We start from the raw sequence: 19,850 nt of genomic DNA on the forward strand, positions 1-19,850 counted from the left end.
GGCTTATGAAAGTAGACATTATAGCAAGTGGTTCGAGTGGCAACGTGATTGCCATTCGTTCCAATCAATCTACTATTCTAGTCGATGTCGGTATTGCTAAAACAAAGATTGAAAAAAGGTTGTTGGAAGTAGGTATTTCACCAACAAGCATTGTAGCCATCTTTATCACACATGCCCATAAGGACCATGTACAAGGTTTGGCACTGGCTAATAAATACAAGATACCTGTTTATGCTGCAGAGAACGAATGGAAGTCTATACCCAATGTAGATGAAGAATTAAAGAGAACATTTAAAGCAGGAGAGAGCATTAATTTTGAGGATAAGTTCTTTATTGAATCCTTCAAGACTCACCACGATGCTTATGATCCTGTTGGATATACAGTAACGGATTATATGAATTACAAATGCTCTATTTGTTTAGATACTGGCCATGTAGATGAAACCATGCTTGAGAAGATGGAGTTTTCCCAGATTTATATTATTGAATCCAATCATGAACCTAACATGGTGGAAGTATCGGACTATCCTAACAGTGTAAAAGCTAGGATTCTATCACATGTAGGACATTTATCTAATGAGCAGACAGCCACAGCCCTTTCTAGACTCATTCAAGGTCTAGGGGAGCAAATATATCTAACTCATTTATCAAGCAAAAATAACATGCCTGCGCTAGCCAAAATGACTACTATGAGGGCATTGATGAAAAAAGGATACAAACAAGACGAACATTACAAAATTGAGGTGATTTAAGTGGAGAAAGTTGAACTACCACTTGAAGTATATAACGCATTTGAAGGAATAAAAAGATCGTGGGGAAGCCTTGTAAGTGAAGAAGAAATCAATCTCTTGCTTATTCAGATAATAAATTTAGCAAGTGAAAACATCGGGGATTCTATCACACTGAAAAAATTCGCATTAGAACATCCTACTAAATACATTCAAGCGATAGCGAACGGATACAAGTTAAATAACGAAACAAGGACAGTAATGCAAGTAGACCAAATGATTAACCGGTGGTTAAATGCTGAATTTGATGGCGACGAGAAAGACGATAGATATAGATTCGCAGAACAATTGACGTCCTTTATTAAAGAACAACTAGTAACGCAATGATCGGATGGTGATTCAGATGGCAAGACCAACAAAAGAAGGACTCGAATACTTTCCGCTGGACACTGATATTGACCAAGACGAAAAAATCATAGTTGTTGTAGCTAAATATGGCATGCGAGGTTTTGGGGTGATCGTTCGTCTCATGATGGAGGTGTATAGGAATGGCTATTTCTATCACTGGACGGAAAAAGAGCAATATGTTTTTTCAATGAAAATCGTGGAGACAGCAGACTTTGTCAATGAGGTTGTTCAGGAATGTTTGAAGTGGGGGTTCTTTCATCAAGATTTATATGAAAAGTACGGAATCCTTACTTCAAAAGGGTTCCAGAAAAGATTTCTTCTTGCCGTCAATAGACGAAAAGGAGTGATCATAAAACAAGAATATGACCTAGTAAAAGAAGTTATTGTAGACAATAACTCGGTTAATGATGACATTAATCCTGAAAATGATGACAATAACACCACAAAAGAAAAGAAAGTAAAAGAAAAGAAAAGAAATAAAGATAATAACGTTTATGTTGAAATCCTTTCTTACTTAAATGAAAAGGCAGGAAAGAACTACAGCCATAAGTCAGAAGCTAATAAAAAGCTTATAAATGGTCGGATGAATGAAGGTAGAACAGTTGACGACTTCAAACGTGTTATTGATGTGAAATGTGAAGAATGGCTGCAAGATGACAAGATGAGTCAATATCTTAGACCAGCTACTTTATTTAGCCAGAAGAATTTTGAGAACTATGTAAATCAAAAGTCCAAGTCTGATTCTAAACAGCAACAACCTCACCAAGATATTAGAGATAAGGAAATAGCATTCTCTAAATTTGTAGAAGCTGGGGGTGATCCTTCTGAGTTCGATTGGAGCAGCTGAACAAGAAATTAATGATATATCGGTTGAGCAATCCGTATTAGGGGCTATCCTTATTGATTCAAATGTTTTAGATGAAATTACTTTTCTAGAAGTTAGAGATTTCTCATCACAAAGACACCAACAGATTTACAAGGTTATGAGATACCTAGAAAAGAGAAGCGTTCCTGTTGATATAGTAACGGTCACAGAAACCTATGTAAAATTCGGACAAGTAGAAAATATGGGCGGGGTATCTTATTTAATGGATTTAACAGCCGCCTGTCCTTCTACAGCCAGCGCAGAATATTACGCAAGGATTATTCGTTCGAAGGCATTAGAGCGAAGAACAAAGAATATGGGCGAAATCATCAAGGGAATGACTAGGGATGATTATGAAACGGACGAAGAGTATTTCTCATCTATTGAAGCATTAGTCGGTGAAATGAGACCGCAAGATAACGTGAAAATGAGAAGTTTTTCCGAAAGTAAAGAAGATTACTTTAAGCACCTATCAACCCAAGCGGATTACATAAAAACAGAGTTCAAGTTCTTTGATAATTGGGCGAAGGGACTATGGCGAGGTTGGTTATATGTGAGTGCTGGAAGACCATCAGTAGGTAAAACGGCTAAGATGTTACAAACGTGTTATGGAGCTGCTAAACAACATAAAGGTGTGGTCCTTATATTTTCTCAAGAGATGGGAGAAGACGAACTGAAAGACAGAATGATGTCTTCTGTTACTGGTATTCCTTATCAAAGAATTAAAGCAAAAACCTTGAGTGAAAAGGAACTAGATACGTTAAAAAATGCTTATGAAGGTTTTGAGTTCCTGCCTATTTTCATACAAGACAAGCCTTATATAACGATTGATGAAGTTAAAGGGATTGCAAGACAGTTTAAGAAAAAGCACGGAAAAATAGCATTAATCGCAGTGGACTATTTACAAATTATGAACATTCCACAGCGTAAAGGTGAAAGCAGATCGCAAGCAATCGGAAATGTTACAGGAGCAGCTAAACAGATTGCAAGAGAACTAGAGTGTTGTTTCTATATGCTATCTCAAATGTCTCGTGAGTTTGAAAAAGCATTAAAACCGCAGCTGTCGCACCTAAAAGAATCAGGATCCATTGAACAAGATGCAGATGTAGTTGAGTTCCTTTGGCATAATCCAGATGATACGGAAATGGGTGGGAAAGTTATTCAACAAACAATAGCAAAGGGAAGAGACACAGGCCTAAATGATTTTAGATTGTTATTTCAAGGGTGGAAACAGCATTTTAGTGAATTACAAAGTAAATAAGAAGGTGAGATTATGAGGTTCATAGGTATAGATCCGTCCACTAAGACAGGCTTTGTCGCTTTGGATGAACATGGTCAAATATTAAGAGAAAAAGAGATTACTGGAATAGGTACTGTGGATCCAAAACGGATGAGAACAATGATTGTAGATGTAATGGACCATATTCATAAAGATGACATTATTGCCATTGAAGGATTCGGATTTGCTTCACAACAAGCTATTCAAAACGGTGGAATTGGCTGGGGCATTCGAATGGCTCTTGATGCCAGGAAGATTAATTATATTGAAGTTGCACCTAATGCTTTAAAAAAATATGTTGGTGTTACTGGATGGACAGGAGAAGCAGGAAATAAGAAAAGATTATCTGGTCCAGAAAAGAAAAAGGCAGTAAAGCAAGCTGTAATAGAACATTTTAACTATAGCCATAAAAGCGACAACGTTATAGACGCTTATGTGCTTGCGCAAATAGCATTAAGTCACTTTATCGTTCAAGAAACGGACTCTATTCAACTAATACACTATCAAGCACAAGTAATTGACACTATCTTAAAAGGAGCGAAATAACCATGCAAGTTACTGTAAAAGCGCATTTTAATAAGCAGACGAAAGATAGCAAAAAGGAATTGGTGCAATTCCATGTGAAAGGTGAAGATGAGAAAAAGCCGGAACTTAACAAACTTACTCGTGAAATGGTTCTTTTAGAAATTGAAGGAGTGGAACATAAGCTAAAATGTGAATTTAGCAAATCCACCAAGGATAGCAAAAAAACTGTTTTGGAGTTCATTGTAAAAGGTGATGCTTCTGCTGAAAATACATTCAATTTCTATAAGAAGGCTGGGGCAGATGTAACGCTTCATATCGTTGAAACTCAAATGAGTGCTGATGATTTTGAGGAAGAGCATGAGGGCATTTCTTATTCAGTTGGCAAAGATGGAACAGCTAATATCAGCCCAGACCAACTTTCTCTAGAAGATGTAGGAGAAAAAGATGAATTAGATGGAGATCCTTTTGCTTCTCCAAATGATGAGGATTCATTAGATTAATAACTTCACTCTCCTTCCTTCGGGAGGGAGAGAAACGAATTTTAGGAGGAACCAAAGTGAACCATATAAGACAAGATACAGGGTACTAAAATGAGCATAACAAGCCTGTTTGATATGACAGTATGCTTGATGTGCAATGGACATGGGACGCTTTATAATGATAAAACTTACCCACGTTGTAAAGGGGGGGCGAGCATCCGTTGATGGTAAAAGTTAAGAAGAACAGAAAACAACTGTACAAAAGAAAGTAATTAATTCTTGTCTTTCGTAAAAGTATATTTTTATTCAATATTTCTTTTGTACTTTATTTTGAAAATATACAAATAAATTTGTTACCCATTTAGATACTAGACCGACAATAATATATCCTACAAATAAATGTAAGTAATTTGCTCCTTTATCCAATTCAAATAAATTTAAAGTGGACATTAAAGGTTTGAAAATGAAAGCAAAGGCAGCAGAAAGAAATGTCATGTAAAAATAGTAATTTTTCTTATAGTTTAAAGTCCATTGAAAGATGAACATGTATGATATAGGAACTAAAGAAGCATCTAAAGTAAAGTTTGAAGCTAACAGAGGAAATACTTTGTATGGATAAAACCAATATGCATTATTTGCTCCCAAAGCATCTATATAGGTAAAAAAAACATGAACATTATAACCATAAAATCCAATAAGTAGTGCTTTCCTTTTATCTATAAAACTATAGAGGGTTATTAGCGGGACAATCAATAATAATAGAACAATCCAAAATTGCCAATCATTTAGGCTTGAATATTCTAGCCAATAGTCGAACCACTCTTTTGTATATTCGGTTTCCAATTGTTTTAAATCTTCAATTTTTTGATTTTGAGATGGATTCATATATATTCTCTCCCTTTGAATAATATGGTAATATTTTTCCCCTGGTATTCAAAAGTATACTTTTTTTATCACGATACAAAACTTATTTGCAGAAAGGAAGGGTATCATGAGAAAAATCCCAGTAATAGCACTGAAAAATAAATCAAAAGGAAATCGATTCTTAGCTGCCAATATGGACGTTGGAGATTGGAGTGATCCAGAGTTAGATGTTTCCCTTGATGATATTGAAAACGGCTTTCTAATTTGGAGAAAAGATTTAGAAAAACCAACAGAAGAAGATTTAGAAAATGTAAAAGAAGAATCAGCTAGACATAAAAAATACATGTTAGAAAAGTTCGGCAAAAACGCAATAGTTAGTTATGACGTTGAGGGATGGCTAAAACATTATAAACCTATTCATTTAGAAATCACAGAGGAACAATTTGAAATAGCAAAAGATAATGCCGAATTGTAGAAAGGAAGGGTGAAGGGAAATGATTCAAATATATTGTAATGATGAAAACTCAGTAAATAAATGGTTAGCTAGAAATCGAAATGTAGAAATAATTAACATCCAAATGTGCTTAACAGCTGAATATGGAGAACATATTATGGTTGTTTATAAAACGAATGAGGATAATTAAAAAAAGCCAGGAAACTCTTCCCAGCATTAAATAAAACAACCTAAATAAATTATATCATGGGGGGAGTCGCATTGAAACAAATGTCTTTTGTGCTTCCTGAGATAGATCGTGACGCAACTAAAAAAGCAGTAGAAGCAGCATTTGAAAAATATCGATTTTACTTACTGACTATTCCAGAAGAAAGGCTGCCTAAATTAACAGCTACATATTCACTGGTTCCTCCAACTAATACAAATGAATTTCATTCAACAACAGAAGATATTGCTATCAAGAACGTGGACTTCGAAAGAGAACGTGAGAATTACATCGAGTGGATTAGGCGAGCTGTTAATCGGTTAGCTCCTAGAGAGCGAGAAATTATTGTTAAAAAGTACTTGCAAGATGAAGAAGTATTTGATTATGAAATTTATATTGAGCTTGGTTACAGTGAAAGAAGGTATTATCGACTAAAAGCGAGAATATTTTACAAGCTTGCTTTTCTGCTAAAAATTGAGGTTTATAATATTGAAAAATGAGCACTCTTATTTATTAGGGTGCTTTATTTAATTTTAATGGGGTGGGACTTTGAGAAGATTTTCAAGCGATTGGAATATTTTTATGAATAAAATAAGAGATTTTTTTGAAGAAAATGATGGACAAGTTTGGTTTAGAGGACATAGTAATCTAGGGACGAACGGAGATCATTTAGATTATAAATTAAACTCAAGTTTATTCAGACAACGCGGTGACCTACAAAGTATATTGAAGTTAGAAAATGACTATACATATGAGTTTTTTCATACAGGATATAACTTGCATAAAATAGAGAACATTTGGTCACTGATGTTTGTAATGCAGCACCATGGGTTACCTACAAGGTTTTTAGATTGGACAACTTCTTTACCAACAGCTCTTTACTTTGCAAGGCAGGGATGGCAATTAGGTAAAAATAAACCTAGTTTATGGTTGGTAAATCCAATTAGATTAAATGAACTATTGAATAGTTCATCTACGATTGAAGTGTTAAGAACTGAACAGGATTATTTTAAAACTGTAAGGAGTTTACAAAATTCTAGAGCAGTTGCTTCGATAAAAAATTCTAATAGAATTAATGCACAACAAGGAAATTTCACTATGCAAGGAAGTTTATTACCATTAGATGAAGAAGTATATCAAGCAGGAGGGAATTCGAGAATAATCACAGAAATCGAAATACCGGATGCTATAGGTTTTGATTTATCTATATTTCTAGCTATGGCAGGAGTTAATCATTTTAGTGTTTTCCCTGATTTAGATGGACTTTCAAAAGTTATTACAACAAATAGGTATGATTGACAGTTAAGAGGCAGTAATTTGGCAGGAAGTCGGCAGAGCATTAGGTTTTAACCATGTTATTATGATATTAAGTTAATAAATCAAAAGAGAACGTTCCTAGACTCATAGGAGCGTTTTTGTATTATCTAAGGTATTTGTCTATAAATCTATTTAAAATGCGAAATAGGCCAATTCTGAAAGTCTGAAAACTATTATAGGATGTGGTGATTATGAAACTAAAAGATCATCTACGAACTGACACCAAAGAGAAGTTGAAGAAAATTAACTCAAATAAAATTAAATTACACGAAAGAGAGTTGTGTGAGTTAATGGGGAGCAATAAACGCGGAATGAAGCGTGGTAAGGGTGGTGCTTATAGGAATGCTTAATTACTATGCCAGCTGCTATAGCAGTAACTACATTAACTAAAAAAGATAAATGCTTATGGCTGTAAGTCTCAAGCATATCGAAATATACTTTAATAAAAATAAATTACAAAGTGTATACGAAATGAATATATTACTCTTAGTAACATATAGTGTAGAGAAAAGAAAAAAACAGCCTTCCGAAGAGAGCTGTTAAAAATTATTAGGGGGCATCATTTCCTTTAATAATAATCACCGCAAAGAAAATAAACGTAAAGTTTGTGGGGCGAAAAAGTTTCTTTATTACCTTTTTTATGAAAGTGATCAATATACTTCACTCCTAATTAGAATTAGGTATCTGCAAATACCTAATTAATATCTATGGGAGCAAATATCTTATTATTACTGTAATCTATATTGGTTACGGTATTTTTTCGTGAATGAAAATAAATTAAATAGTCTTCTTCATTCCACATTCACGGCATTCGCGTAGGAAAACATAATCCTTAACGGAACTCTTGAATTGAGCGTTGCCGCAGTTATCACAGATTCCGGCCTGTTTATCTGGGTGATCTTTGTAATCATAAATGATTGATGTGTCGTAACCTTTCTCTTTTTCTTCTGACATTGTTATCACCTACAGTAATTGTAATTTAATTATATTTAACGGATTTATTATACATGGAATGTTGGTGAAAATAGAGTGGTCTTTAATGGAATAAAGTGAGTTTTAATCAATTCACAAACTCCTATCAGACGATTAAAGAAGATTATATTTAATTATCTCACTTATACTCAAAAATACTACTAATGTTTGATTTCACATAATTATGGTATCGATTATCTCTCTCATACTAACTCTAACTAGCTCTAACTCAAAAATGCTATATAGTTTGTTAAAAAGGGTTCAAGATTAAAAATCAAGAATTAATGTATGCATTAACTAGGGTTATTGTTAACATAAACTGTATTTTCTGTTTACATCATGTATGCAATAACTCAAAAATTGTATGCAATAAGTACACAAAAGAAAAGAAAAGAAATAAAAAGAAAGAAAAGAGTGTCTTTTAAAATGCAAAAGAACATTAAGTATTCATTGAAATTATTGTCGATAAAAGTCGAACGATAGCATTTGTCCATTTATTTCTTTTCTCTGATAATTAGGGAGAAGGGAGTTGGAAGGAGTTATGGAAGAAAGATTATATAATAATAAACAATACACAATCAGGGTTTATGAAAATCCCGGTATTACTAGATGGCATTTAGGAAATCACTTTGCTTTTTGTAATATTGAAGGATCAGGTGATCCGTATTTCACTTCTCCTCATGTGAATATTTTAGATGAGAATGATGCTTCAAGAGCGTATGCTCGGCTAAAGATATTATTACAGTTGGTTAGTGGAATACGAGTTTTACATGGGAAAGAAAAGATTATTTCTCCAAAGAGTTTAAATTACTATAATGGATATCGTTATGATACTCCGTCTTGGGAAGAAGATATCGACATTATGTTTGATGAACTCTCAAATCCTTTTGATTCTGAGGTATGTGAATACTACAAAGATAAAAAGGGTTATTATTCTTCGGAATTTGATGAAGATGTTATTAATTTGTTGATTTCTGATTCTCTTGTAAGAGAAGTAATAATTTTATTAGCAATGAGCCAAGAAGAAATTGTATACTTTTTAGTTAATACATATAAAATTATTGAGAATATAAAAAGTGATTTATCATTAGGTTCAAATAATAGCAAATTAATTAAGAGTAAAAACTCTAAAGATCTTCCTGAATTTTTATTAACTTCACTAAATGAGATATATCAATATTCTCAATACATGAACTCGCGAGATGCATCTGGTATTTTATCAAGACATGGTGTTACAAAGATTCCGATTCCGAGTAAAATCCCAACATTAAAAGAAATAAAAGTATCTCTAACAAACGCAATAAATGATTGGTTAAATTATAAGTGTATGACTAAATTTAATAGAAAATATAAGAATGTAGGCACCCAATGAGGTGCTTTTTATTTTGGAGAAAGAAGGAGAGAATCGAAATGAAATTAACTAAACAACATTTAACTAATACTTTTAAGGGAGCGCGTGAAAATGGTGCTTCTTTTGTTTTTGTAGGAATAGAAGCAGAAGGAATCCAAGAAGTGATAGCAGTTCCGAAAGTATCTTTTGATGCTAAAGAAAAGTTCTATAACAATGCGTATAGTGACGAACTTGTCCATGTTATGAATAGCAAAGTAAAAGTGTTTGGTCTCACGTATGGAGAAGCCGAATCTATAACTGAATTGGTTTAATGATTTCAATTGGAGAAAGAAGGTTGAATGATATGGAAAACAAAATACAAGAAGCAGCTAAACAAAAGATCGTGGAGTTATTCAAAGATTTTGATGTAGCTTACATTGATTATGATGCAAAGGACAATGACTATACAATAAGACTTGAAGCCAAGCAAACAAAAGATGATAAGGAATAAGGATTGTTGCTAGATGGCTGAATATAAAACAAAAGAACAGAAAGCTAAGTTCTACAACAGTAGTCAATGGAAGAAGCTTCGTGAAGACATAAAGAAGCGAGACTCATACGAATGCCAGGAATGTAAAAGGCAAGGACGAGTAGCCATTGATAAGAATGAATACAGTGAGAAAGCAAAACGAAAGAAGATAGCTCTTGTTGTCCATCACATTAAGGAGCTTGAACAGTATCCAGAGTTGGCAACAGATAAGGATAATCTTGAGACAGTCTGTGTTAATTGCCATAACAAGGAACATGGACGTTATCTACATGGATTCAATAATAAGAAGGTTAACAAGTGGGCGCATGATGAAAGGTGGTGAAAAAAGAAGCTATCATTTAGACGATAACTTCTTGCACATTTCCTTTATAGCTTCTTCAACTATTCTAGCTTGTGGAATCATTGTTTCTTCTGAAGTTTTCTTAAGTAAATCAATTGTTTCTTGTTCTAAAGTATATGTTTGTCGTTTCTTCATACAATCACTCCTTTTGTGTTGATATTACCATATAAGTAATGTTGAATACAATACTTCATCATGTTACAATATAAGTAATGTAATAGTATTGTATTTTGAGGAGTGAATATAAAATGAGTAGTGTAATAGTTTGTAAGAATTGCGGAGTTGAAACAGTTTCAAGATATAGCACTACTAAGTTTTGTAGCGATGCGTGTCGCGCAAAATTTAATAAGAAAAATAAAGGTAGGAAACAAACCTGTAAGTATTGTGGAAATGAATTCAGGAATTACAAAATTCGAGATTGCTGTTCGATTCACTGTAAGAATGAATACAAAAAGGAATTAACGATAAGAAAGAAAAAGGATCACAAGGTCGAAAAGGTTTGTTTTTGTTGTAAGAAGAGTTTTATCACTACAAAAAATAATAAGATTTATTGTAGCAAAAATTGTTCATATGAACATCAAAAGGAAGTACTAAGACAAAAGAAAGACTTGAAAAAGAGTCAACACCAAAAGAAGTGCAAGGAATGTGGTAAACATTTTGTATCCAACAGAATGAGAGCAACATTTTGTTCAAAAGTCTGTTCGAATAAATATGAAAACAGAAGAAGAGAATTAATTAGAAGAAAAAGAATAATGGCGAATGGTCGTGTTGATTGGAGTATTTCAATCGAAAGGTTATTAAAAAGAGATGGTTCGATTTGTTATCTCTGCCATAAGTCATTTGATTTATATACTGATACAAATGATGATTACTATCCAAGTATCGAACACGTTATTCCTATCTCCAAAGGAGGAACACACACATGGGATAATGTTAAGTTAGCACATAGAAAATGTAATACGTTAAAACGAGATAAGATATTAAAAAGAGGTAGCTAATTGACCCCCCGCCAAAATAATTTCGCTTCTAAATTTCCAAGGGGACACCGAGGAGAGGGGAGGCTTTCGTCCAAAATTTTGTGAAAAATGACCGTTATATTAGGGGGTAGAAAAAAGAAGGGGGGTGTTTTTGTGAGTGGAGCTGTAAAAGTAGCAGATTTGGAGAAGCAAATGTTAAATAGAATCAATCAAGATGACTTATTAGAAGTTGATAAAGTAAAGCGGTATATAGGCATTGTTAGGCAGATTAGAAAATTGCAGACTGAAATAAACAAGGCTGGTGTATTGACGACAACAGTAAACGCAAGTCAAGAATTTATTAAAACAAACCCTGCAATAAATGAATTAAATAAGCTCACGAAAACACTCATTTCTCTTGAAAATTCGATTAAATTTGAAAAGATGGAAGTAGTAGAAATACCTAAAAAGGATAATGACGAACCAGAAGTCAGTGATCTATACTGATACATCAAAAGTATGTGGATGATTATATAGGCGCTTGGAAAAGTGGGCGAGTTATTTTCAACCAAGAGCGTATTGATTTAGTCAAGCAGCTGGAAACAGAAGTCCTCATTCGAGACGACATTTATTTTGATGAAGAACAAATAGAGCAATGTATAAACTTTATTGAAAAGTGGTATTTCCCTTTGGAACCATTTCAGAAGTTTATCATTGCTTTTATTTTCCTCAAATTTAAATCACGAGACAAATTATTTTATAAAGATATTGTTATTGTAATCGCTCGTGGTAATGGTAAAAACGGTTTGATTTCTGGACTATCCGATTACTTTATTAGTCCTGGTCATGGCATTGAAGGGTATAACGTTGATGTAGTGGCAAACAGTGAAGATCAAGCTGAAACATCTGTGAAAGAAGTTTATAACGTCAAGGAAAAGAATAAATCGTTGATGAAGCGTTTCTTCTCGTGGACGAAAACAAAGATTGTAGGAAAGTCTACTCTTTCTGAATTTAAGTTTAGAACGTCTAACGCTGATACAAAAGATGGTGGTCGTCCTGGTTGTTTGATATTTGACGAATGGCACATCTATGAAGATACCAAACTGATAAATACATTGAGTTCTGGACTAGGTAAAGTAAAGCATAGAAGACGTATTTATATTTCCACTAACGGTCATGTCCGTGGTGGATTTTTTGATAAGTTCATAGAGCAATGCTTAGAGATTCTAAGAGGTGGTAGTAAGCGCAAAAACCGTTTCGTCTTCATCTGCAAAATGGATAGCAAAGAAGAAGTCGACAATCCCGAAATGTGGGAAAAAGCTAATCCAATGTTTAGCAAGCCTAGAAGCCCATATGCAGAAGAGTTATTCGATACGATTATGGACGAATATCTCGATTTGGAAGATGATCCATCTGGCCGTCCTGAATTTATGGCTAAGAGGATGAACCTTCCACAGGAAGATAACACCGTTAAAGTTGCTTCTTGGGAGGACATTTTAGCAACTAATAGACCTATTCCTCATGAAGATTTAAAAGGGAAAACTTGTATTGGAGCGATTGATTTCTCCTTCATTAAGGATTTCACGGCATGCGGCGTCCTTTTTAAACAAGGTGATAACTACATTTGGGACAGCCATCAATTTGCAAGACGTGATTTCGTTAAGGAAGCCAATCTTAAACCGCCTATTGAAGAATGGGCTAATGATGGTCTTTTAACACTACTAGACGGACCAGTAATTGATATTAAATACATGGTTGATTATTTCTGTGATATGCGAGAGAAATATGGTCTTAATACGATCATTGGAGATACTTTCCGTTTAGATATAGTGAAACAAGCTTTAGAAGAAGCTGGATTTCATGTTTTGTATATTAGAAATCCGCATGCTGTGTATGCAAAACTTGCTCCAAGGATTGAGACACTCTTTGCACAAAAAAGAATTATCTTTGGTGATAATCCATTAATGAGATGGAATACAAACAATATCGTTGTGAAAGTCAAGAATGATGGCAATAAAGACTTCTTGAAAAAGGATGAAGTCAGAAGAAAGACGGATGGATTCATAGCGTTTGTTTATGCTTTATGGCAAGCTGATAATCTTTTGAAAGATGAAGTTGAATTCTTTTTAGATGCAATAGATTTCTAACCAAGTCTTGTAAAAAATAGGAGTTTTGTGTAAGATGTATAGGAAGTTTTTACTATATATTTTAGGGGGAAAAACATGGAACTTAAACAAGAAGATAGTGTTCCGATAAAGAATTCAAAAAAGAAAACAATTTTTATTATTTTAGGAGTTGCTATATTAGTGGTTGGATTAGTCGTTTCATGGCTAATTTACGACAATCACAAAAAAGAAGAAGCAAAAAAAGAATATGCAAAGTTATTAAATTCTTATGCAGTTAATCTATCGACTTTCTCTATAGCGGTTATAACAGCGGGTACTCAAGCAGAAGATATTACTAATCAATATTCGAGTGTTTGGCATGATGCTATTTGGGAAAGCCCTGTTACTATTGATGGAGAACGATATTATGATTTTAATGCAGCACTTGCAGCTCAATTTACATTGTTTCAGACAAATGGTGATCTTGATTCATTAGATGAAAACATGGATATTGCAAATGGCTTAATAAAAGAGTTGAAAAACCCACCAAATGAATTTGAACGTGAATACGGTGTTGCTTTAGATGCATATGATGCACTGAACGACTTTGTTTCATTAGCGAAAAATCCTAATGGCTCATTGCAAACTTTTGTACAAGAAAGTAGTGCTAAAGATAACGATTTAGCAGCTGCGATACAAAAGCTTAACAATGTATTAGAATAGTATGCAACTATATATCTAAATTTTTCATTTAGGGACCATTTGGGTCCCTTTTTGTTTGAGGAAAATTAAAAGGGGGTGAGTACAATTGGGTGGTTAGATGTTATTTTAGGAAGAAATAAAGAAATGTCCATTATGTTTGACCTAGATATGTTTACTGATACTGCTGATAGAATCCACATGAAAAAGCTTGCGATAGATACTTGTGTATCTTTTCTCGGGAGAACGATTAGTCAATCAGAATTTAGGGTTAAACATGGGAAAGAATTTATTAAAGATGAATTGTATTATCGATTAAACGTTAGACCTAGCAAAAACTTTACCGCAAGCACATTTTGGGAAACGTTCATCCACAAATTGATTTATGACAATGAGGTATTAGTCATTCAAGCGGATGATGGTGATCTACTTATTGCAGATGATTTTACGCACAATAAGTATGCTGTGTTTGAAGATACTTTCACTAATGTTGTAGTTAGAGATTATGAGTTTAAGCGCAGCTACAAACAAAGTGAAGTCATGCACCTTAAATATCGAAATGAAAAACTAGCTCCTTTAATAGAGGGGTTATTTGCTGATTATGGAGATTTATTTGGGAGGTTGCTTAGTTCACAAAAAAGGAAAAACCAAGTTCGTGGAACAGTTGATATGGAAGTCCAAGTAGCTAAAGATGACAAAACTCAAAACAAATTACAAGAGTTTATTAATAAGATTTACAAATCATTTGGCGAAAAAGATATAGCTATCGTTCCGCAGCAACCTGGACTTAAATATAACGAGGTATATAACGGGGTTGCTAATGGTCCTAGCGTGGACGAAATAAACAAAGTAACCAATGGATTTTTAGATCAAGTAGCCATGGCAATAGGTATACCTTTAAGTTTGCTTCATGGTGATATGGCAGATGTAGAGAAAAATACAAAGAATTTTAAATTATTAACGGTAAATCCATTGCTAAAGAAAATAGCTGATGAAGGAAACGTGAAGTTCTTTGAAATGGATGAATACTTAGCTGGTAAGAAGATAGATATTAAAAGCGTTTCTTATCAAACTATTTTCGACCTTGCAACAAGTATTGATAAACTTATTGCTTCTGGTACTTTTAACGGTGATGAAATTCGTGTGGAAGTAGGTTATGACGTGACAGGAGATCCTATGCATAGCAAATATCATATGACTAAGAACTATGGAGAATCTGCATCTGAAGGAGGTGAGGAAGAAGAATGAGAAACTTAACCAAAGAAGATTTTTTTAAGATGTTTAAGAACCAAACCTATGTTAATCAGTTGAAGGAAATTCCTCAAAAGTTTAATGTGGTCCACAATGAAGAAACTAAGACAAGTGAAATTACTATTTACGGTGTTATAGGAACATCGTGGTATAGTGATAGCTTTTCTGCAAGTGATATGGACTCTGCCTTAAATGAAGCTGGAGACAACGATATTACAATCCGTCTTAACAGTCCAGGTGGAGATGCCTTTATGGGAATCGCTATGTACAATCGTTTAAAGCGTCATAATGGGAAAGTAACCATTTATGTAGATGGTTGGGCATGTTCTGCTGCATCTGTTCTAGCTCTGGCGGCAGATGTATTAATTATGGGTTTAGGTTCTATGTTTATGATTCATGAAGCAAGTAATCTTGTTTGGGGAACTAAAACGGAAATGAGAAAAGAAGCTGATATTCTTGATGAACTAGAAGAAGGAATCATTGATATTTACATGACCAAAGCTAATGTTAGTCGAGAAGATATTCGTGCAAAAGTAGATGCTGAAACTTGGTTTAGTGCTAAAAGTGCTGTAGAGATTGGTTTTGCCAATACAGCCGAAGGAACGGATTCAGAAGAAAGCGGTGCGGCTACTAACTCAGTTATGAGTGAGGAAGAAAAAAGAAATATTATGAATGAGTTAAAAGGGATTTTAAAACCAAATAATCAAATAGAGGAACCTTCTCCAACTGCTGCAGATACAACTGTGGACAAAGGAAAAGGTTCTTTTAATTTACTTAAAAAATGGAGGTAACAAACTATGACAATCAAATTTACTAACAAAAAAGGTACTATGGAAAATTTCGAAGCGAAAAAGAAAGCATATATGAACGTAATGAAAGCGGAGAATTCAACTCCTGAACAATTAGAAACAGCATTTAACGAAATGTTTACTGCTCTTCAAACTGATTTATCTGAACAAATTACAAATGAAGCACGTAATGAAGTACAAGATGCACAGATTTTAGCTGCTCGTGGACAAAATGTTTTAACATCTACTGAGCGTAAATTCTTCAACGAAGTAATTGCAAGTGGTGGATTCGCAGAAGATACTATTCTTCCTATCACAACTCAAGAGCGTGTGTTTGAAGATTTAGTAACTGAACATCCATTATTAGATGCTATCGGCTTAAAAGATCTTGGAGCTATCACTCGGTACATTTATTCTGATGCAACTAAAGCTTATGCTTGGGGTGCATTGTTCGGAGAAATTAAAGGACAAATTTCTGCTGCATTCCGTGAAGAACAAATTGGACAATTAAAACTTACTGCTTTCGCTGTTATCCCAAAAGATATGTTGGAATTAGGACCTGAATATGTAGAGCGTTATGTTCGTACTGTTTTAGTAGAATCATATTCTGTAGGATTAGAATATGGTCTTGTAAATGGTCGTGGTCCAGCACAAAACGAGCCTATTGGATTAATGAAAGATGTTAATGCTGATACAGGAGCGGTAACAACAAAAACTTCATCTGGTACTCTTACTTTCGCTCCATCTCAATTTGGTGAAGTTGTAGCTGGCGAACTACATGATGTGATTAAAGAATTAACAACAGATGGGAAAGGAAAAGCTCGTAAGGTCCTTAATAAGGTTGTTATGGTAGTAAATCCAATTGATGCTATCAGTGTACAAGCTAGAAACACAATTCAAACAACTAATGGTCAATGGGTTACTGCTTTACCATACAATATTCAAGTTGTTGAATCAGAAGAAATTCCTAGCAATAAAGCATTATTCTTTGTGAAAGATGCGTACCTTGCTGCTATTGCTGGTGGTTATAAAATCAACAAGTTTGATGAAACATTAGCAATTGAAGATGCTCGTCTATATACTATGAAACAATTTGCGAATGGTAAGCCAAAGGATAACAAAACAGCTCTAGTTTATGATCTTGATATTAGCTTCACTACAGCAACTCCAGAAGTCTAAGAAAGGATGATTATTAATGTATAAGGTTATTAATGCATTTAAGGATAAAGAAAACAAAAACATTCTTTATCGAATTGGCGATACTTATCCTGTGGATGGCTATAAAGCTACTAAAAAACGAATTGTGGAATTATCAAAAGAACACCCAGAACATAAAAAGGCATTTATAGAAGAAGTAAAAGAAGACAAGGAGTGATGTTGAATGTATGACATCACAGACCAAGTATTAAATGAATTTAAAGAGAGGATGCGTTTAGGTGATGAGGAAGATGAAAACCTAAAACGCATCCTTTCTGCGTCTAATAAGGACTTAGTAAGACTTTGTGGGAATTATGACATTAATATTGATGAAACGTTCAAGGAATTAGTCTTTGAACGTTCTCGGTATGTCTATAATGATGCGCTCGAATACTTTAATCACAATTTCTTAATTCAGATTAATAGTTTGGCCATTGATAAAGCGTTGGAATCAATAGATTTAGAGGATGATACGGATGCAGCCATTTAAGTATCGTAATCGAGTGAATAACGGTAATTTAAGACATCGAATCACTATTCAGCATTATGTATCTGGTGTAGATGAATTAGGACAAGAAACCGAGGGAGAATGGCAGGATTTCAAGAAGTTATGGGCTGATATTAAAACCATGCAAGGAAGAGAATATTTTGCGGCTGCTGCAACACAAGCAGAAAATACCTCACGTTTTATTGTTCGCTATACACCTGACATTACAAATGAGATGAGGGTTAAATATGATGGCCGTATTTATGATATTGTCCAGCCACCAATCAATGATAATGAACTCGGAGAAACATTAACCATTATCGCTAAGGAAAAGGAGTGATAATCATGGTTGGAATTAATCAATTGCAAAATGAAATTATGAGGCAATTAAATATTTATACAAATGATGTAAAACAAAAAATGAAAGTCAATCAAGAGGAGCTAGGAAAAGAAGCTGTAAAGGAATTAAAAAAGAAAAGTCCTAAGCAAACAGGATCATATAAAAAAGGTTGGCGATTAAAGAAAGAAAAGGATAGAGTTATCGTCCACAATGCTACAGATTACCAATTAACTCACCTATTAGAAAAAGGACATGCGAATAGAGATGGAGGAAGGACTCCACCGCAGGTCCACATTGCTCCTGTGGAAGAAAAGACTGTGGATGAATACATCGAAAGAGTTGAAAGGGATATCCAATCATCATGACACTAGTTGAATTGAAACAATTATTAGACCAAACTGGATATCCTGTGACTTATTCGCATTTTAGTAGCGCTCCTAGTGTTCCTTATATCTGCTACCTTTTTATAGATTCAGAGAATTTCTTTGCAGATAATACAGTGTTTGTGGAAGGTATGAACATTGATATTGAACTATACACTTCTAAAAAGGATTTAGCTGCTGAAAAGAAAGTTAAAGATATCTTAATCGCTAATGGGATTACATTTGAACAAAATGAAGTTTATATAAACGAAGAGAAATTATTTAAAAATACATTTGAAGTGGAGTTGAGATAAGAATGGAAAACAAAGTAGTATTTGGTTTGAAAAATGTACATTATGCCCCTTATACAATCGAAGCAGGAGTTGTCACTTTTGGGACTCCTAAACCTATTCCGGGAGCGGTTGAAATGTCTAATGAGCCAAGAGGAGATATGATTGAATTTTACGCTGATGATATGCTTTATTACAGCGCTCCGAATAACCAAGGTTACGAAGGAACAATAAGCATTGCAAATATCCCTGAATCATTCGCAGTGGATTGTCTAGGTGAGGAAATAGATGAAACAGATGGAGTATTAGCTGAATATGCAGATGCAAAACCAAAGCCTTTCGCATTACTTTTTGAATTTGACGGAGACCAAAAAGCAACACGTCATGTTATGTACAATTGTACTGCCAACAGACCTACAGTTTCTTCTTCCACAAAGACAGATACAGTAGAACCAAACGCAAATGAATTAACTTATGTTGCTAGTCCGATTCAAATGGATGGAAGACCAATTGTTAAAACGAAAACAAGCGATAAAACAACAGATACTATCTATAACTCATGGTATGATGCAGTATTCGTGAAAGATGCCACTCCAGCGGTTTGAGGTGATTAGATGGAAAAGACAATTATCGTAGATGATAAAGAAGTATTGTTGAAAAGTAATGGAGCAACACCAATCAAATATAAAATGCAATTCCGTAAAGATTTTTTCGCGGAAATCTTAAAACTTCACAAACTAGGAAAGTTAAAAAGCATCGAGGAAATGGATGATGAAACTTTAGATGCACTTGATTTTGAAGTTTTTTATAATATCATTTGGACTTTTGCAAAGACAGCAAATCATAAGATTCCCGAGCCGGATAAATGGCTGGAATCATTCGAGAGCTTCCCCATTTTAGATTATATTTCCGAAGTACAAGAAATGCTTTTAGCTAACATACAATCAAAAAAAAAATAGATGATAAAGAGCCAGGTAACGAGGACGGTGAAGGATTAAATACCGAAACATACCTGGCTCTTTGTTATAAATGCAAACTTACACGACTTGATCTTGAAGA

Annotated in this window: 32 protein-coding genes; 29 read left to right on the forward strand and 3 right to left on the reverse strand. The window is 34.1% G+C overall.

Annotation, left to right across the window (positions count from 1 at the left end; translation table 11 throughout):
* The first annotated feature begins 5 nt into the window (after nt 1–5).
* The 6 genes from RTL21_RS04490 to RTL21_RS04515 are packed head-to-tail and all read left to right on the forward strand — an operon-like array spanning nt 6 to nt 4,305.
* Complete coding sequence (locus RTL21_RS04490) at nt 6–752, forward strand: MBL fold metallo-hydrolase (protein ID WP_312093738.1); 747 nt, start codon at nt 6–8, stop codon at nt 750–752.
* A complete protein-coding gene (locus RTL21_RS04495) occupies nt 753–1,115 on the forward strand; it encodes a hypothetical protein (protein ID WP_312093740.1) in 363 nt (120 codons plus the stop codon).
* Between the two features lie 16 nt (nt 1,116–1,131).
* The gene (locus RTL21_RS04500) at nt 1,132–1,983 is read left to right on the forward strand and encodes a conserved phage C-terminal domain-containing protein (protein ID WP_312093742.1); all 852 of its coding nucleotides are present in this window, start codon (nt 1,132–1,134) and stop codon (nt 1,981–1,983) included.
* A complete protein-coding gene (locus tag RTL21_RS04505; RefSeq protein ID WP_312093744.1) occupies nt 1,952–3,262 on the forward strand; it encodes a replicative DNA helicase in 1,311 nt (436 codons plus the stop codon). Before RTL21_RS04500 ends, RTL21_RS04505 begins: the two co-directional genes overlap by 32 nt.
* Nucleotides 3,263–3,274: 12 nt before the next feature.
* Nucleotides 3,275–3,826, forward strand: coding sequence for a RuvC family protein (locus tag RTL21_RS04510; RefSeq protein WP_312093746.1), 552 nt, complete (start codon nt 3,275–3,277; stop codon nt 3,824–3,826).
* 2 nt (nt 3,827–3,828) lie between these two features.
* A complete protein-coding gene (locus RTL21_RS04515; RefSeq protein ID WP_312093748.1) occupies nt 3,829–4,305 on the forward strand; it encodes a hypothetical protein in 477 nt (158 codons plus the stop codon).
* Nucleotides 4,306–4,590: 285 nt separating this feature from the next.
* On the opposite strand, the gene RTL21_RS04520 is transcribed toward RTL21_RS04515, so the two are convergent.
* The gene (locus tag RTL21_RS04520; RefSeq protein WP_312093750.1) at nt 4,591–5,169 is read right to left on the reverse strand and encodes a CBO0543 family protein; all 579 of its coding nucleotides are present in this window, start codon (nt 5,167–5,169) and stop codon (nt 4,591–4,593) included.
* Nucleotides 5,170–5,275: 106 nt separating this feature from the next.
* Here RTL21_RS04520 and RTL21_RS04525 point away from each other — a divergent pair, with 106 nt between their 5' ends.
* The 5 genes from RTL21_RS04525 (at nt 5,276) to RTL21_RS04545 (ending at nt 7,474) form a co-directional block, all read left to right on the forward strand.
* The gene (locus RTL21_RS04525) at nt 5,276–5,623 is read left to right on the forward strand and encodes a hypothetical protein (protein WP_312093752.1); all 348 of its coding nucleotides are present in this window, start codon (nt 5,276–5,278) and stop codon (nt 5,621–5,623) included.
* A gap of 19 nt (nt 5,624–5,642) precedes the next feature.
* A complete protein-coding gene (locus tag RTL21_RS04530; protein ID WP_312093754.1) occupies nt 5,643–5,792 on the forward strand; it encodes a hypothetical protein in 150 nt (49 codons plus the stop codon).
* Nucleotides 5,793–5,872: 80 nt separating this feature from the next.
* Complete coding sequence (locus tag RTL21_RS04535; RefSeq protein WP_312094017.1) at nt 5,873–6,307, forward strand: ArpU family phage packaging/lysis transcriptional regulator; 435 nt, start codon at nt 5,873–5,875, stop codon at nt 6,305–6,307.
* Between the two features lie 49 nt (nt 6,308–6,356).
* The gene (locus RTL21_RS04540) at nt 6,357–7,106 is read left to right on the forward strand and encodes an FRG domain-containing protein (RefSeq protein WP_312093755.1); all 750 of its coding nucleotides are present in this window, start codon (nt 6,357–6,359) and stop codon (nt 7,104–7,106) included.
* Between the two features lie 209 nt (nt 7,107–7,315).
* Entirely contained in the window at nt 7,316–7,474 is a 159-nt protein-coding gene (locus tag RTL21_RS04545; protein WP_312093757.1) for a hypothetical protein, read from the forward strand.
* Nucleotides 7,475–7,901: 427 nt separating this feature from the next.
* On the opposite strand, the gene RTL21_RS04550 is transcribed toward RTL21_RS04545, so the two are convergent.
* A complete protein-coding gene (locus RTL21_RS04550; RefSeq protein ID WP_312093759.1) occupies nt 7,902–8,078 on the reverse strand; it encodes a DUF8096 family protein in 177 nt (58 codons plus the stop codon).
* A 547-nt stretch (nt 8,079–8,625) separates the two neighbouring features.
* Between RTL21_RS04550 and RTL21_RS04555 the strand changes: the two genes are divergently transcribed.
* The 4 genes from RTL21_RS04555 to RTL21_RS04570 are packed head-to-tail and all read left to right on the forward strand — an operon-like array spanning nt 8,626 to nt 10,298.
* The gene (locus tag RTL21_RS04555) at nt 8,626–9,468 is read left to right on the forward strand and encodes a hypothetical protein (protein ID WP_312093761.1); all 843 of its coding nucleotides are present in this window, start codon (nt 8,626–8,628) and stop codon (nt 9,466–9,468) included.
* A gap of 38 nt (nt 9,469–9,506) precedes the next feature.
* Complete coding sequence (locus tag RTL21_RS04560) at nt 9,507–9,758, forward strand: hypothetical protein (RefSeq protein ID WP_251645190.1); 252 nt, start codon at nt 9,507–9,509, stop codon at nt 9,756–9,758.
* Nucleotides 9,758–9,937, forward strand: a complete 180-nt coding sequence (locus tag RTL21_RS04565) for a hypothetical protein (protein WP_312093765.1) — start codon at nt 9,758–9,760, stop codon at nt 9,935–9,937. Before RTL21_RS04560 ends, RTL21_RS04565 begins: the two co-directional genes overlap by 1 nt.
* A 13-nt stretch (nt 9,938–9,950) precedes the next feature.
* Nucleotides 9,951–10,298 (forward strand): HNH endonuclease, encoded by a 348-nt coding sequence (locus RTL21_RS04570; RefSeq protein ID WP_312093767.1) that lies wholly within the window; start codon nt 9,951–9,953, stop codon nt 10,296–10,298.
* 12 nt (nt 10,299–10,310) lie between these two features.
* Here RTL21_RS04570 and RTL21_RS04575 read toward each other — a convergent pair whose 3' ends face one another.
* Nucleotides 10,311–10,451, reverse strand: a complete 141-nt coding sequence (locus RTL21_RS04575) for a ribbon-helix-helix domain-containing protein (protein WP_224428280.1) — start codon at nt 10,449–10,451, stop codon at nt 10,311–10,313.
* 113 nt (nt 10,452–10,564) lie between these two features.
* Here RTL21_RS04575 and RTL21_RS04580 point away from each other — a divergent pair, with 113 nt between their 5' ends.
* From RTL21_RS04580 to RTL21_RS04645, 14 genes are all read left to right on the forward strand, one after another.
* Nucleotides 10,565–11,314, forward strand: coding sequence for an HNH endonuclease (locus RTL21_RS04580; protein ID WP_312093771.1), 750 nt, complete (start codon nt 10,565–10,567; stop codon nt 11,312–11,314).
* Nucleotides 11,315–11,446: 132 nt separating this feature from the next.
* On the forward strand, nt 11,447–11,779 hold the full coding sequence (locus RTL21_RS04585) for a P27 family phage terminase small subunit (protein WP_312093773.1): 333 nt from the start codon (nt 11,447–11,449) through the stop codon (nt 11,777–11,779).
* Nucleotides 11,776–13,419: a terminase TerL endonuclease subunit gene (locus tag RTL21_RS04590; protein ID WP_312094019.1), complete on the forward strand. Its 1,644-nt coding sequence runs from the start codon at nt 11,776–11,778 to the stop codon at nt 13,417–13,419. The genes RTL21_RS04585 and RTL21_RS04590 overlap by 4 nt, the downstream gene beginning before the upstream one ends.
* Nucleotides 13,420–13,494: 75 nt before the next feature.
* Nucleotides 13,495–14,100, forward strand: a complete 606-nt coding sequence (locus tag RTL21_RS04595) for a hypothetical protein (protein ID WP_312093775.1) — start codon at nt 13,495–13,497, stop codon at nt 14,098–14,100.
* Between the two features lie 75 nt (nt 14,101–14,175).
* Complete coding sequence (locus RTL21_RS04600) at nt 14,176–15,324, forward strand: phage portal protein (protein WP_312093777.1); 1,149 nt, start codon at nt 14,176–14,178, stop codon at nt 15,322–15,324.
* Nucleotides 15,321–16,118, forward strand: coding sequence for a head maturation protease, ClpP-related (locus RTL21_RS04605; RefSeq protein ID WP_312093779.1), 798 nt, complete (start codon nt 15,321–15,323; stop codon nt 16,116–16,118). The genes RTL21_RS04600 and RTL21_RS04605 overlap by 4 nt, the downstream gene beginning before the upstream one ends.
* Nucleotides 16,119–16,124: 6 nt before the next feature.
* Nucleotides 16,125–17,294 carry a phage major capsid protein gene (locus tag RTL21_RS04610; RefSeq protein WP_312093781.1) on the forward strand — a complete coding sequence of 390 codons (1,170 nt, stop codon included), beginning with the start codon at nt 16,125–16,127 and terminating at the stop codon, nt 17,292–17,294.
* Nucleotides 17,295–17,310: 16 nt separating this feature from the next.
* The gene (locus tag RTL21_RS04615) at nt 17,311–17,490 is read left to right on the forward strand and encodes a hypothetical protein (protein WP_312093783.1); all 180 of its coding nucleotides are present in this window, start codon (nt 17,311–17,313) and stop codon (nt 17,488–17,490) included.
* Nucleotides 17,491–17,496: 6 nt separating this feature from the next.
* On the forward strand, nt 17,497–17,802 hold the full coding sequence (locus tag RTL21_RS04620) for a hypothetical protein (RefSeq protein ID WP_312093785.1): 306 nt from the start codon (nt 17,497–17,499) through the stop codon (nt 17,800–17,802).
* A complete protein-coding gene (locus RTL21_RS04625; RefSeq protein WP_312093787.1) occupies nt 17,789–18,139 on the forward strand; it encodes a phage head closure protein in 351 nt (116 codons plus the stop codon). The genes RTL21_RS04620 and RTL21_RS04625 overlap by 14 nt, the downstream gene beginning before the upstream one ends.
* A gap of 5 nt (nt 18,140–18,144) precedes the next feature.
* On the forward strand, nt 18,145–18,504 hold the full coding sequence (locus RTL21_RS04630) for an HK97 gp10 family phage protein (RefSeq protein ID WP_312093789.1): 360 nt from the start codon (nt 18,145–18,147) through the stop codon (nt 18,502–18,504).
* Entirely contained in the window at nt 18,501–18,815 is a 315-nt protein-coding gene (locus tag RTL21_RS04635) for a hypothetical protein (protein ID WP_312093791.1), read from the forward strand. Before RTL21_RS04630 ends, RTL21_RS04635 begins: the two co-directional genes overlap by 4 nt.
* 2 nt (nt 18,816–18,817) lie before the next feature.
* Complete coding sequence (locus tag RTL21_RS04640; RefSeq protein WP_312093793.1) at nt 18,818–19,396, forward strand: major tail protein; 579 nt, start codon at nt 18,818–18,820, stop codon at nt 19,394–19,396.
* Between the two features lie 9 nt (nt 19,397–19,405).
* A complete protein-coding gene (locus RTL21_RS04645) occupies nt 19,406–19,750 on the forward strand; it encodes a hypothetical protein (RefSeq protein WP_312093795.1) in 345 nt (114 codons plus the stop codon).
* Nucleotides 19,751–19,850: the final 100 nt, after the last annotated feature.

This window comes from Niallia sp. (genome assembly GCF_031978665.1).
GTDB lineage: Bacteria > Bacillota > Bacilli > Bacillales > Cytobacillaceae > Niallia.